The sequence below is a fragment of the Leeuwenhoekiella sp. MAR_2009_132 genome, assembly GCF_000687915.1.
GTDB lineage: Bacteria > Bacteroidota > Bacteroidia > Flavobacteriales > Flavobacteriaceae > Leeuwenhoekiella.
This window is the reverse complement of sequence record NZ_JHZY01000002.1, coordinates 298,554-312,885: the sequence shown is the minus strand read 5'-3', so window position 1 is coordinate 312,885 and position 14,332 is coordinate 298,554. Positions and strand designations below refer to the sequence as shown.

Below are 14,332 nucleotides of genomic sequence, written 5' to 3'. Positions count from 1 at the left end.
AGGGCTTTTCTCACTAACCAAACTTATTTTGTATTAGGCTGCTTTGGCTTTTTTTAAGCCCAGATTTAATTGGTTTTCAATTAAGGTTTTCCATTTTGTAGCACGAGCAACCTCATAATTTTGAGTTGCGTCTGTTTCAGAATTGTAAAAATTTAAAACAACCGGCTGCGCGTGTTCTGCAGAAATAAATTCTAAAGAAAGCTTTTCTAATGTACTGTGGGTTTTTCCGTCTATACGTTTAGACTCTACGTGCTCAAGTATCGCAACCCGACTAATGCTATTTAAATCTACGTACTTAAAAATTAACTCTTTGTTTTCGGTTCTTGCAAAAAGCAACTTGTTAGCTACACTGTCTAAAGCAATATGGCGAGACGACCATTTTTCCTGCTGGTTAATATTTAGGTTGTGTTGTTTAGATTCCTCTTTAATTTGATTGGCAACTTTCTTTGAATTTCCTGACCCAAAAATTATAAACAATGCATAAGGAACTGCTACCAGGCCAACTACAATGGCAAAAACTAAAATCATATCTACTTTCATACTTACTATTTAAACTGTTTTTATAGGAATTTTTTGATGCAAAGCATCAGGTGTTGGAGTCATACCCATTAGGGACACTCACAAATTCTAATAAGCAGTTAAATACTAGGGAAAAAGATGAAAAGGAAATATCATCACCAGTCCGCTCAACGCAGGACAAATGGTGATAGCGTAGTTTAAGTAATCGCGATCAACGTCATTTTCTGAAGCTGTATTTGCAACCTCTAGAGTTAACCCGGGTAAGGGAAAATTTTCGGTTAAAGACTCTTCCTGAGTGCGGGAAGCAATTTCAGGAATACCTAAAACAATATGCTCAATAACCAGCGCCTGATCATTGTTATTTGTAAGCTGAGCACGGTGTTTGTCTGCCGGTACCGTAATGGTAGAATCATCATCTACTGAAAACCCATAACTCGCCTGTGCTGTACAAAACAGCAACATGGTGATAAAAATGGTTTTCAAAAATGTTTTCATTATGGGTACAAAGTTAAACAGCAACCTGTTAAGTTGCTGCTAAATTTTACGAATTTTTAAATGGGTTTAGACTACTCTTTTTGAAGAATAGGTATTGCGGTTAATGTTTCTACAAAAGCAACCAGCGATTGCATTTCGTCTTCGGTTAACTGTAAATTATCAAAAGGTAAAGTCTGGTGTGGTAGGTCAAACCCAAGACCGGCTCCCCCTCCTTTATTGTAAAAATCCATAACCTGTGCGAGCGTTTCATATACTCCGTTATGCATATAAGGTGCCGTTACTGCCGCATTACGCACGGTAGGTGTTTTAAACATCCCAAATTGTATAGGCTCTTCGTACATAAAATAAAAACCGGTATCTGAGTCTACAGTTTTATTTGCTGCAGTTTTAGGAACTCCTATAACCTCTTTTTCGGTTTCTGTAAAAAAGGGCGGTACGGTACCGCCGGTAAGCGGCATAAAGTGGCAGGTAGCACAGAGCGCTTTTCCCATAAACAAATTCATCCCCTGTTTTTCTGCGGAAGTGAATGTGTCTTCTTCCCCACGCATATTTTTATCAAATTTAGAATCAAAAGAATTTAAGGTAGAGATGTATGCTGAAAGGGATTTAATTACTTCATCATTCGTCCATTTACGATCGCCAAAAACTTCCTTAAAAGCGTCTACATAAGACGAATCTTTCAAAATAGCTTCTGAAAACTCGTGCACCGCACTATCAAACTCGGCATCATTAGTAAACACTCCCGAAATTTGAGACATCATATCTGGGGCGCGACCATCCCAGAAAAACCCCTGCTGAAAAATTGAATTTATAAGTGTGGGGGTATTTCTTTTTAAAAGTGCACCTGCATTAGAAAAGTTGAGTTTTAAACCATCTGCATACGCGTTCTCGGGTATGTGGCAGGTTGCACAAGCCATAGTCTCCCCTTTAGAAACCTTTTTATCAAAAAATAAACGTGCTCCTAAAGCGATCTGTTGCTGCGTAGGATTATTATTTGTTGCCTGTCTAAAAAAATCTACATTAAACGCGTCGCTTTCAAAAAAAGTGGGCGCATCAAAATTGAAGGGTTTATTTTTTACAGGTTCCCAGATATCAGAAACCTGGCGTATACTAACCCAACTGCGGGTAATGGGATTAAAGTAATCCCGTAAAAACGTATAGCGGTCAAAGCTTGCAAAATCTTTATTCTTTTCTATAAAAGCAACGGCACTCGTTACTTCGTTTTTAAACTTCTTATCGAGCTCAGCATCTACGGTCTGTACAGTGTTTTGCAAACTCAATTCATACACCTGTACAAGACTGTTTAAAGAAATCTGCGTTTCATTTAATCCCAGTTCGCTTACAGGCGTATCAAAACCGGTAATCCCAAAACTTAAAATTCGCATCAACTGCTGGTGTGTCGCAATAAAAAACCGCTGCGCATTTAAATCGCGCTTTTCTATACTCGCTTTTAAAACCGAAAGTAATCCTTTTGTAAGCTGCACTTCTTCTGTGTATTGCGCTTCACTTACGCCACCTTCGTAAATAGATTCTTCTAACTTTTGAAAGCCTATGGGCTGCAATACTTTCTGGGTATCATCGGTAAGTCTGGGTAATGCAGGACCGTTTGCCTGGTGCCCCACTTCGGGACTTAAATACGACGCAAAAGGCTCTGCCTGTTTAAAGGCTTCCCGAGCCTTAATAAAATAGGTTTTAGCTTTTATATCTGATGATTGCACAGTCTGTAAACTATCAAGATAGCTTAGGGATAGGGTTATATTCTCTAAATAAAAGTTGTGGGCTGCAGACCAGTCAATACGTCGTTTTAATGCTTCAGTAGTGGTTTCTTTTTTACAGGAGCTACTGAGCAACAGCATACTGCAGATGAGAAGCAGGGTTATTCTACTATTCATAAATGGTTTCGCTTTATAAATGGAAAAAACCTCCGCAATACACGGAGGTTTGTAATTTTGATTGATGAATAAATCTATCTGGGTAAACCTTGTAATAAAACAATTTGTCCTCCCTGATCGTCTTCGTCACCTAAGTCTGAAAAACTATGACCATCACGGCCTTTAAAGGAAGTGTTTGTCCAGTAATGAGGCTGTAGGTTTAAGATAAAAGTTCCCGGTACCCCTACTTTATCAGATATATCTGTTAGTGCACCAAATTCTCCACTAAAGCCGCTACTGCCGTTTTCTACTAAATCCTGACGAATAACAAGCTCTAAAACCGGACGTGAGTTATTACCATTTAAGTCTGATTGATAGATAAATGCACTGTGTCCTTTTGAAAATGAGTTAGGGTCTTCTTGAAAATACACGAAGTTTTCAGTAACACAAATGTTGTCTGGGCTTTGTAATAAGGCTACGTTACCATCTGCTTTATTGGTATCTGTATTTCCGCTAATAATTTGAGTTAAATTACCCTGTAATGGGTTAGCTGCATCTAATTCTAATTTATAAACCGTACCCCAATCGTTGTAGGTACCTGCTCCCGGACCACGACCGGTAACCGCAAAAAATACATTACGCCCTTTAGCATCAGAACCTTTTTGATAATCTACATCTTCAACACGCATAAATGCTGAAGCCTGTACCGCTACACATGCATCTTCCATTTCGTTTTTAGTGAGGTCTTTTCCGCCGGCGATTTCTACAAATTCTACCGCGTATGACTTTTGAAAATCAAGGTTGCTCTCGTTGTAAATTTGACCCGCTGTAACTGCAGTTTTTCCGCCTGCGCCATTAGATACTTCTTTAAAACGCAGCACATAGATTTTACCGTTTTCTAAATCTGCGTCGCCATTTTCTGAAAGATACATAGTCACCTGACCTTGAGATCCACTAGAATCGTCATCGCCTCCTATAATCACCGTCTTACCGGTATACGCATCTTTAGGAAGCGGCACTGCATTTTCCCATGAGAATTCACCTAAAGCATCTAAACCAAAGTCTGCTCCCGGAGTTGGAGTCATATACGGGTCGATACCTTTTACATCGTAATTAATGCTTTCTGAAGCAGAAAGAAACAAATCTTGAGAACCCCCGTGAATAGCAGCTTCCCACATCGTACCGGAGCATTGGCGCGCATAATCTCCTACACTAGAGTTTAATAACCACTCACCCGTTAACGGCTTTAAATTTTTATCGAGCATAATACGAGATACTGCATAGGTATCTTCTGCATTTACCACATAAATATACCCGTCGCTGTTAGGATCTTTTAAAAATCCCGCACCATCCTGAGCACCTACTAATTTAAATTGGTTACTTAACGTATCAGACGAACTCAAAAGTGAGTAGGCTTTTACGTAATTAAACTGAGGCATCATTGCCACTAAAGGAGCCAGGTTTGATTTATCTGTAAACATACCCGGTTCTGGAGTGAAGTCACTCCCATCATTTCCGTCAACACCATCTGTGCCGTCTGCACCATCAACACCGTCGATTCCGTCAAGGCCATCTTCGCCCTCACACGCCATAAATACAACACCTACCGAAGCAAGCATCATACAATTAAGAAGCAATTTTTTTAGAGTAATCATTGTCATAGTTTTAGTTATTTAGTCTGGTGACAAAGCTATCTAGACAAGAGACTTAAGGCGTTAACCCGGTGTATTGGTTAGATTAAGTTTAATTAACCACACTGTTAAAAATGTTACCTAAAGATTACTATTTAGAATTATTCTCGTATTAAATGTAAACTCAACATACATTATAGTGCTGAAAATGAAATTTTTATAAACGAAAAAGACCGCTTAACAGCGGTCTTCTTTTAGTAAGTATTAAAACGTCAATTTAGGCTTCAGTTAAAATCTGAGCAGCGTGGTCTTTGGTTTTTACCTTGTCTATCACGCGCGTAACTGTACCGTTTTCTACCAGAAAGGTCATTCTGTGAATGCCATCATACTCTTTACCCATAAATTTTTTAGGCCCCCAAACGCCAAAAGCGTCAATTACCTTTTTATCTTCATCTGCTAATAATGGAAACGGAAATTCGTATTTCGTTTTAAAATTAGCCTGTCTTTTTTCTGAGTCTGCGCTTACCCCTAAAATGACATAACCCTGCTCTTGAAGCGCTGTGTAATTATCTCTTAAGTTACATGCTTCTGCCGTACAGCCCGGCGTAGATGCTTTTGGGTAAAAGAATACCACCACTTTTTTATCGCTATAATCACTCCAGTTAATCACGTTGCCATCCTGGTCTGTCGTTGTAAAATTAGGTACCTGGTCTCCTGCCTTTAATGTATTCATAGTTTTCAATTTTTATTTTTAAGTCCAGAAAGCACTTTTTAAGTTTACTTAAAACCTGTGCTTCTTTGTATTTTAGCCTTAAAATTACAGATAATGACTAAAGCCGATAAGGTAACTTTTGTTATAGATACGTTAAAGCGTATTTATCCCCAAATTCCCATTCCGTTAGATCACAAAGACCCGTACACATTATTGATCGCTGTACTGATGAGTGCACAAAGCACAGATGTAAAAGTAAATCAAATCACACCCCTGCTTTTTGAAATCGCAGATAACCCATATGATATGATAAAACTTTCTGTGGAAGAAATACGGGAAATCATCAAACCCGTAGGGTTATCGCCTATGAAAGCTAAAGGAATTCACGGCCTGTCGCATATCTTAATTGACAAATATAACGGGAGGGTTCCTGAAAGCATTGAAGCTCTTGAAGAACTGCCAGCGGTAGGTCATAAAACCGCCAGTGTGGTGGTTTCTCAAGCTTTTAACATACCCGCTTTCCCTGTAGATACGCACATTCACCGGCTTATGTACCGTTGGAATCTGACTAATGGGAAAAACGTGGTGCAAACCGAAAAAGATGCCAAGCGCCTCTTCCCTAAAGACCTGTGGAACGAGCTGCACCTGCAAATCATCTGGTACGGCCGCCAATACAGCCCAGCTCGCGGTTGGGATTTACATAAGGATATTATTACTGCTACTATAGGGAGAAAATCTGTGGTAGATGAATGGTATAAGAATAGGAAGTAAACTATCTAAAAGCAGCTGTATGCTGCTTTTTTTTATGCCTAAATGAGGTTATCTGTAATGCTAAGATATAATTATTAGTTATCTTAGTTGACTGAGAAACGTAAATATTAGTTAATGCCTAATAGCTAATCTAAAACCAATGAATTACTTTAAATACACAATCCTTTTTTTACTTATTATCTTAAATACCGGTTGTTCTAAAGATGATAACGTCGACGATTTTCCGGAATTTGAATTGAGTACACCCGATGAATTTTCTGACGAAGATTATAAAGTTTACAGCTCGTTTTTAGAGCAATATAATACACCCAATGTAGCTGTATCTCAAGAGTCTAGTGAAGAAAATTACGCAAGTGCTTTTACTGAGACTACGGAAGATGTTAAAAAAAATTTAGAAAGTAGATATCCCGATTTTGAAGCTAGCTTATTCACAAATCTAATTGAAGTAAACCTTAAGACTAAATTTTTTGATGATAAATTTAGTGTTAATAATAAAATGATAACACTAATTACAGAACCTGAGCTTAACTATATTAGTGAACTTTCTAAAACTAATACCTATAAAAATCTTGAGGGATTCTGGGATTATTTTTATAAAATACACCCACAATCACAGGGCTATGTGAGCCTAAGTCTTATTTCCTATTCTGAAAATAAAGATCAGGCAGTTTTTGAAATTTGGAATGCGTGCGGGGGTCTTTGTGGAGATGGCGGCTTTGTATACTGCCGTAAAGAAAATGGTGTGTGGACTTTTATTGATGCATTTCTACTTGTTGCTGCGTAAAACAGAAATACTTTAAGGTCTTTGTATAGGATATCTCAAATAGAGTCTTTGATATGCTTTTGTTTAAATTGATAAAATAATAAAATGTTGAACACTACTTCAATTGATTTAGCTAACATTGTGCGCTTTGTGATCATCAACTAAAAGACTTTAAAATAGGAACGGTCTGTGAATTTACAAACCGCAAACCCGAATTTAATAGGACTTGTTCAAAAATCGCGCTCAATATCAAATTTGAAGAAATTCTCAAAGATGTAAATGTGAGATATGAAAAATTTAAAGGTAATAGATTGCTTACCTACCTTTATTTTGTAATCTTCTTATTTATAGGTTTATGCGTAATTGTTGGAGGTTTTCTATTGGGAAAATTCGGTTTTGATAATAGAGTGGTTTCTACAGTGCCCCTTCTTATAATGACTGTGGGATTACCCGTTTTAGGTTTAGCTTTTGGCACGCTAAATACTCATTTAAATGAGTTTGCTCTAGCCAAAAGGAGAAAAAGAGATGTAGATGATGTTCTTAAATTATATAAAATAGATTACAAAATGCAGGTGAAATTTGGTAGAGAATATCACGGTACGCAAGATGTTCACTACGATTTAGAAATTGTAGGTAGAAGATAGACTCTAAAACCTATATTTATTTTAAAACCTCTTCATTAAATAGCTTCCTACCTATGGCACAAGACAAACAAAGTAACAAAGGGAAATTAATAGGAATAGTAGCAGGAAGTATTGCATTTGCAATTTCATATTATGGAGCACAGCAACTTTTTAAAAAAGATTTAGAATCACAATTAAAAGATGCCGCAATTGAAGTTAATAAGGAAACCCCAATGCAGATTGACCAGTATGTACGTCTGGACAGTGCTTCACATAAAGGAAAAACCAATTTTATTTATTACTACACACTTGTAGATACCGAATAGGCTGAATTAAACTTAGACACCATTAATAAATACATTAGATCTAACATTGTCGATAATGTTAAAAATAGCAAGGAGTTAAAAGACTTCAGAGCTAATAATATCACAATGGACTATAAATACTACGATAAAAATGGTGATTTTGCTTTAGAGATTTCAGTAACTCCTGAAATTTATAATAGTAAGTAAGAGCATAAGTTTCAGTTTTAAAATGCCTTATGCGTTACTTAAGCCCACGACAGTTTAATCATGTTTAAAAATAAAACGGTTGCAATAGCGACTCACAAATTTCGCTCACTCCCTAAAAAAGACACGTCAGCATCAAAAATTCACCATTGGGTAATTTAAAAAACAGCTGTTAGTTTTTAGACCGTAGTATTGTGCCTAAATTAAATCACTACTACGCATTATGAAAAAAATCTTTACGCTATTGCTGAAATTCATAGGTGGCTTATTAGCACTTCTACTACTTTTAGGTCTGTATATCTACATCAGTAATAGCCTGTTTCTAGGTTCTAAAAGCAAAGAACATATCGCCTATCTCAAGAATCATAATACGGTACTAGATACAACCTTAAATGACCACTTATTTGATGCTGATTTTTACAATTCGCAAGTATTTTTATTGGGAGAAATACACGGTTATGCAGACAATCAAACCTTAGATAAAACGCTTTTTTTATTCCTTCATAAAAAGCTAGGGGTAACCCACTATCTTGCTGAAATGGATAGTACAACAGCTGGTATATTAAATACGTTTTTAGCGCGTACACCTAAAGATACCAGCTTACTAAAAAATGTAGTAACGGCTGTAGGTACTCGTATTCCGCAGCAGGCGAGCCGTCAATTGTTTGAAAAATGGAATACTTTATACGACTACAATTTAAAACAACACGATTCTTTAAAAATTAAAGTATTAGGAATAGATACAAGTTTTGAGAATTATGATTCCGCTATTCCCCGAGATTCTGCGATGGTTCTTAATTTTAAACATACCGTACAAACGCTAAACCTTCAGCATAAAAAATTCTACGGCTTTTTTGGGTTTAATCACGTTTTGCAGAGTAATGCAGAACTGGGCAAAACTACATTTGCGACTCACCTGCTGGCCTCTCAATTTAAGACTACGAGTATGGTAAGTTTTACGCTCAACAGTGCCATGTATCTACCTAAGAATCCTAATTTTCCATCACCACCTCATGAGCAGCTTGATTGGGTTAATGCAGATGGCCCGTTAATGCTGGTAAAAGGTATACAAGACTTAAAAGAAGTGAGCATGGCCAACTCAATAACTTTATTCAAACTAGATGGCGCAGCATCACCTTACGATAACTCACAGGATTTAGTACAAATAAAATCCCGCTTATTTGGAGAATCTATAAATCCCAAAGACGATTTGAGTACCACTGCGTACTTTCAGTATGTATTTTTATTAAGAAATTCTGGAGCGCTTAGTCGTTTAGAGTAGCTTATTGAAGCAAGCCTCAAAATTAGATGATTCTGAGTATCGTTAAAATTCAAACATTCATTTATAAACAGCGTGATGACAGGAGAGAAAAATTTAAAAAAACTCATTAAGGGTATGAAGCCTAAATTGAATACAGGTACTTTTATTTTTTGTTCGGTGGGTGATCTCAACGCTATTAACCGCAATGAAACGCTCTTTGAGTTTAAAGAACCCGAAGGTATTACCATTGTTCTTGAACAGGCCAAGGCAGACGCACTACATTTAAATTATAGCTATTGTTCATCCTGGATCACGTTAGAAATTTATTCTTCGTTAGAAGCGGTAGGTTTAACAGCAGCTTTTTCAACTGCATTGGCACGGGCGCAAATTAGTTGTAACGTGATTGCCGGTTATTACCACGATCATATTTTTGTAGCTCAGGAAGATGCAGAGAAAGCGATGAATGTTTTAAAAGCGTTATCAAATACTTAATGTCTAGCTCAATCTTCTAACATTATCTTTTATTTGCGCTTTCAAACCTTTATAAAAATTATAATCTCCAAATGAAATATATTCTGCTAACCCTGGTTATTTTGATGACAGCGTGCAATTCACAAAAAAATACTTTGCCCACACCTCAAACTTCAAAACCTGTAAAAACTCGTATAGACAAACATTACGCCTTACTAGCAGACGCTAAAGAAGAACTTATAGAACACTCAGAAATACACTTTGACAGAAAAGAAAATCCGATTTTATATATAGACCATTTAAGCGAACCTAAAGATACCATAAGTGACTTCCCGGAATACGATAAAAAAATAACGGGAACCAGGATTTGCTTTTACGAGAACGAGAAGGCTTTAATTTGCAGAGATACCAGTGCTACACTGGTTAAAAATTATGATGTGCCGGAGTCTGACATGCCTACCTCTTACGAGTTGTATGATTCAAAAGGTTTACAAGCGATTGTAGAATATTATGAAGGCGATAATCTTCCCTATAGAAAATCATTTATGACTAATCGCAAAACCGATACCTATGGCAGTTTAACCAGCTATCTTAAAAAATCATATTACTTACCTAAAGATTTTAATCCTACAAATGAAGAAGCACTAAATATAAAAAGCGACGGCTTACAGGAATTTGGCGATCCCGAGCGTGTTGATTCAGAATACAGCTACTACGAGAATTAATCTAAAATAAAAAAGACCCGCTTAAAAGCGGGTCTTTTCTGTTAGTTGAGAAAGTTATCTACCTTCCCAATCTTGGTATTCATAACACTTAAAGCCTTAGAATAATTTAAAATCCGGTTTACGGTATCCTCCGAAGGATTCATTTTGTTGTTTTGTAAAAGAGATTTTTTAGAGTAAATGTTTTCCATTAAATGTGGTTTAGAAGATTATTGACTTCTATAACGCACACTTCTTAGTTTTAGTCTAATCTAATTTGTTAAAATTATGTTGTTCTTTTCAATTACTTTCCGAAGATTAATTAACGCATATCGCATACGCCCTAAAGCTGTATTTATACTCACATCTGTAGATTCTGCAATCTCTTTAAAACTCATGTCTTTATAGATACGCATCACTAAAACGTCGCGTTGATCTTCGGGTAACTCGTCTATAAGTTTACGTACGTCCTGCTCTACCTGATCCTTTATTATACGCTTCTCTGCATTTAAATCTGGATCTCCTAAAACCGAAAAAATATTAAAATCGCCTGTATTGTCAAACTTCGGCATACGCTTATTCTTTCTAAAATAGTCTATTACCAGATTGTGTGAGATACGCATAACCCAGGGCAAGAATTTACCTTCTTCATTATAACCTCCACGTTTTAATGTGCGTATAACCTTAATAAATGTGTCTTGAAAAATATCTTCGGTAACGTCGCGGTCGTAGACCTTAGAATAAATAAAACTGTAAATGCGTTGTTGATGTCTTGAGATAAGAACAGAAAGAGCACTTTCTTCGCCCTTGATATATTTGCTCACTAAAGCAGCGTCAGAATTTAATAAATCTTCCATAAAATTACTTTTGTAGTTTAAAGACCCTTAGGATCAATTCAATAATTTAAAAAGTAATTTTCAAGAATAGGCTTTCCGCTTAGTGGTTTATAGTGAGCCAAATATAACAACTTTCATTCCAAATAAACAACTACCCCGATACAATTTTAACATTAACAGGACGTTGGGCAAATCTTTGAGGTGTTATCGCTACTATAAATTATCTTTGTATCAAAAGAATTCACCTCCTGTAAGAGACTAATACCAATAATTTCAATTAGAAATTAAGTCTGTTATGGGGTTTTAAATGCCGCTTGCGGCCACATCGCTATGATTATTGACGTTTCTAAAGCAGATCCTAAAAAAAATATCATTATTAAAGGTGCAAAACTGCACAATCTAAAAAATATAAATGTTATCATACCTCGTAATAAACTGGTTGTAATTACCGGTTTATCGGGTTCCGGTAAGTCAAGCCTCGCCTTTGATACGCTCTATGCAGAAGGTCAACGCCGGTATGTAGAGAGTTTATCATCTTATGCAAGGCAGTTTTTAGGACGCCTTAATAAGCCTAAAGTAGATTATATTAAAGGTATTGCACCTGCGATTGCCATTGAGCAAAAGGTAAACAGTACAAATCCGCGGTCTACCGTAGGGACCTCTACAGAAATATACGATTACCTTAAACTTCTTTTTGCGCGCATAGGTAAAACCTATTCACCCGTTTCTGGCGATATCGTAAAAAAAGACACCGTAACCGATATTGTTGATTACGTCAAAAGTTTTGAAGAGCGCAGTAAATTGTTGCTTTTAGCTCCTTTTATTGTCGAAAAAGGCCGAAAAATTGAAGAAAAACTCAATATTTTACAGCAACAAGGCTATGCTCGTATTAAAGTAAATAATGAAGTAATACGTATTGAAGAAGCCGGAAGCATAAAATCTTCAGACAAACTTTTTCTGGTGGTAGACCGAATCATTACCAAAGATGATGAGGATTTTGAGAATAGGCTGGCAGATGCCGTACAAACTGCCTTTTTTGAAGGAAAAGGAGAAGCTTATATTGAAGACCTGGCAACCGGAAAGCAGCGTCACTTCAGTAATAGTTTTGAACTAGCCGGCATTACCTTTTTAGAGCCTAATGTGCATTTGTTTAGTTTTAATAATCCGTATGGGGCGTGTCCTACCTGCGAGGGTTATGGCGATGTTATAGGTATAGATGAAGATCTGGTTATTCCTAATACAGCGCTTTCAGTTTATGAAAATGTAGTGTTTCCGTGGCGCGGCGATAGTATGAGCTACTATAGGGACCAACTAGTTAATACAGCTTATAAATTTGATTTCCCCATTCACAAACCGTATTTCGAACTTTCCGAAGAACAAAAGGATGTATTATGGAATGGTAACAGTCATTTTGAAGGCATTAATCAGTTTTTTGAATATCTGGAATCTAAAGCTTATAAAATTCAGAATAGAGTAATGCTTTCGCGCTATCGCGGAAAAACAAAATGTAAAACCTGTGGTGGTAAACGCCTGCGGAAAGAGGCTAACTACGTAAAAATAGGCGGCGCTACAATTACAGATTTGGTAGGGCTTCCTCTAAATAAAGTTGCTGATTTCTTCAAAAATCTAGAATTAGGAGAGCACGATGCTAAAATTGCAAAACGACTGCTTACAGAGATAGAAAGCCGGCTGGAGTTTTTAGCGAAAGTGGGGCTCACCTACCTTACGCTCAATCGAAAATCAAATACACTTTCTGGTGGAGAATCGCAGCGTATTAACCTTGCAACTTCTTTAGGAAGTAGTCTGGTAGGTTCTATGTACATACTTGATGAGCCCAGTATAGGCCTGCATCCTAAAGATACAGAGCGTCTTATTGAAGTGCTCAAAAACCTACGTGATCTTGGCAACACCGTAATTGTGGTAGAGCACGATGAAGATATTATGAAAGCGGCAGATGAGATTATTGACATAGGCCCAGAAGCCGGAACATTTGGTGGTGACCTGGTTGCAGTGGGTACGTATGACAAAATATTGAAAAGCGACTCCTTAACCGCTAAATACCTCAACGGCACGATGGAAATTAAAGTTCCTGCAAAACGCCGTACTTCAAAGTATTATGTAACTATTTTAGGAGCTCGTGAAAACAACTTAAAGAATATAGATGTTCGCTTTCCGCTAGGTGTGTTTGTAGCTGTAACCGGTGTTTCTGGTAGTGGTAAAAGTACGCTGGTTAAAAAACTCCTCTACCCTTCTATGCTCAAAGAAACCGGTGGTTTTGGAGAAAAAGCCGGTCAAATGACAGGGATTGAAGGTAAATTTGATAATATTAATCATATTGAATTTGTAGATCAAAACCCCATAGGTCGCTCTTCACGTTCAAATCCGGTAACCTACATCAAAGCGTACGATGATATCAGATCTTTATTTGCAGGTCAGAAACTGAGTAAAATACGCAACTTTCAGACAAAACATTTCTCTTTTAATGTAGATGGCGGGCGCTGCGAAACCTGTAAAGGTGAAGGCGAAGTAACCATAGAAATGCAATTTATGGCCGATGTGCATCTGGAATGCGAAGTCTGTAAAGGAAAGCGCTTTAAAAAAGAAGTACTAGAAGTTACGTTTGAAGGTAAAAATATTGACGATATCTTAAATCTTACGATAGATGATGCGATTTCCTTTTTCACCGAATTTAAACAGGATAAGATCACGCGAAAACTAAAACCTTTACAAGATGTAGGCTTAGGTTATGTAACACTGGGGCAAAGCTCATCTACCTTATCTGGTGGAGAAGCGCAGCGTATTAAACTGGCTTCTTTTTTAGTAAAAGGAATCACCAAAGAGAAAAACCTATTTATTTTTGATGAACCTACCACCGGTCTTCATTTTCACGATATTCAAAAGCTATTGACTTCGTTTGAAGCATTAATTAAAAAAGGCCATTCTATTCTTGTTGTAGAACACAATCTAGATTTAATTAAATGTGCAGATCACGTGATAGACTTAGGTCTTGAAGGTGGCGAGAACGGCGGCTATTTAATCGCTTCGGGAACTCCTGAAGAAGTGGCTAAAAACAAAAAGTCGTACACGGCTCAATATTTAAAAGAGAAGCTCTAATCCCTTAGGGGTTATTTGTAATTCGGTATTTGTAATTCGGTGTTTGTTATTCGGT

General features: G+C 37.0%; 14 protein-coding genes. 8 read left to right on the top strand and 6 right to left on the bottom strand.

Translation table 11 applies throughout. From position 1 onward, the window contains the following. Positions 1 to 33 precede the first annotated feature (33 nt). The 5 genes from P164_RS01350 to bcp all read right to left on the bottom strand — a co-directional run bounded on the left by P164_RS01350 (position 34) and on the right by bcp (position 5,249). Complete coding sequence (locus P164_RS01350) at positions 34 to 540, bottom strand: hypothetical protein (RefSeq protein ID WP_028374691.1); 507 nt, start codon at positions 538 to 540, stop codon at positions 34 to 36. Between the two features lie 105 nt (positions 541 to 645). Further along, positions 646 to 1,014 carry a hypothetical protein gene (locus tag P164_RS01345; protein WP_028374690.1) on the bottom strand — a complete coding sequence of 123 codons (369 nt, stop codon included), beginning with the start codon at positions 1,012 to 1,014 and terminating at the stop codon, positions 646 to 648. A gap of 71 nt (positions 1,015 to 1,085) precedes the next feature. Then, a complete protein-coding gene (locus P164_RS01340; RefSeq protein WP_028374689.1) occupies positions 1,086 to 2,906 on the bottom strand; it encodes a cytochrome c peroxidase in 1,821 nt (606 codons plus the stop codon). Between the two features lie 74 nt (positions 2,907 to 2,980). Beyond that, positions 2,981 to 4,540, bottom strand: a complete 1,560-nt coding sequence (locus tag P164_RS01335; protein ID WP_035899279.1) for a hypothetical protein — start codon at positions 4,538 to 4,540, stop codon at positions 2,981 to 2,983. A gap of 253 nt (positions 4,541 to 4,793) precedes the next feature. Continuing rightward, positions 4,794 to 5,249: a thioredoxin-dependent thiol peroxidase gene (bcp, locus tag P164_RS01330; protein ID WP_028374687.1), complete on the bottom strand. Its 456-nt coding sequence runs from the start codon at positions 5,247 to 5,249 to the stop codon at positions 4,794 to 4,796. A gap of 93 nt (positions 5,250 to 5,342) precedes the next feature. Between bcp and P164_RS01325 the strand changes: the two genes are divergently transcribed. From P164_RS01325 to P164_RS01295, 7 genes are all read left to right on the top strand, one after another. Next, entirely contained in the window at positions 5,343 to 5,999 is a 657-nt protein-coding gene (locus tag P164_RS01325; protein WP_028374686.1) for an endonuclease III domain-containing protein, read from the top strand. Between the two features lie 139 nt (positions 6,000 to 6,138). Continuing rightward, entirely contained in the window at positions 6,139 to 6,783 is a 645-nt protein-coding gene (locus P164_RS01320) for a hypothetical protein (protein ID WP_028374685.1), read from the top strand. 260 nt (positions 6,784 to 7,043) lie between these two features. Continuing rightward, positions 7,044 to 7,406: a hypothetical protein gene (locus P164_RS01315; RefSeq protein WP_028374684.1), complete on the top strand. Its 363-nt coding sequence runs from the start codon at positions 7,044 to 7,046 to the stop codon at positions 7,404 to 7,406. A 53-nt stretch (positions 7,407 to 7,459) separates the two neighbouring features. Then, positions 7,460 to 7,711 (top strand): hypothetical protein, encoded by a 252-nt coding sequence (locus tag P164_RS01310; RefSeq protein ID WP_028374683.1) that lies wholly within the window; start codon positions 7,460 to 7,462, stop codon positions 7,709 to 7,711. A 406-nt stretch (positions 7,712 to 8,117) separates the two neighbouring features. Further along, the gene (locus P164_RS01305; RefSeq protein ID WP_199907762.1) at positions 8,118 to 9,176 is read left to right on the top strand and encodes a hypothetical protein; all 1,059 of its coding nucleotides are present in this window, start codon (positions 8,118 to 8,120) and stop codon (positions 9,174 to 9,176) included. A gap of 75 nt (positions 9,177 to 9,251) precedes the next feature. After that, on the top strand, positions 9,252 to 9,647 hold the full coding sequence (locus P164_RS01300; RefSeq protein WP_028374681.1) for an ACT domain-containing protein: 396 nt from the start codon (positions 9,252 to 9,254) through the stop codon (positions 9,645 to 9,647). Positions 9,648 to 9,718: 71 nt separating this feature from the next. Beyond that, on the top strand, positions 9,719 to 10,351 hold the full coding sequence (locus P164_RS01295; protein ID WP_028374680.1) for a hypothetical protein: 633 nt from the start codon (positions 9,719 to 9,721) through the stop codon (positions 10,349 to 10,351). A 248-nt stretch (positions 10,352 to 10,599) separates the two neighbouring features. Here P164_RS01295 and P164_RS01290 read toward each other — a convergent pair whose 3' ends face one another. After that, positions 10,600 to 11,184 (bottom strand): RNA polymerase sigma factor, encoded by a 585-nt coding sequence (locus tag P164_RS01290; protein ID WP_028374679.1) that lies wholly within the window; start codon positions 11,182 to 11,184, stop codon positions 10,600 to 10,602. Between the two features lie 309 nt (positions 11,185 to 11,493). Between P164_RS01290 and uvrA the strand changes: the two genes are divergently transcribed. Then, positions 11,494 to 14,277: an excinuclease ABC subunit UvrA gene (uvrA, locus tag P164_RS01285; protein ID WP_028374678.1), complete on the top strand. Its 2,784-nt coding sequence runs from the start codon at positions 11,494 to 11,496 to the stop codon at positions 14,275 to 14,277. Positions 14,278 to 14,332: the final 55 nt, after the last annotated feature.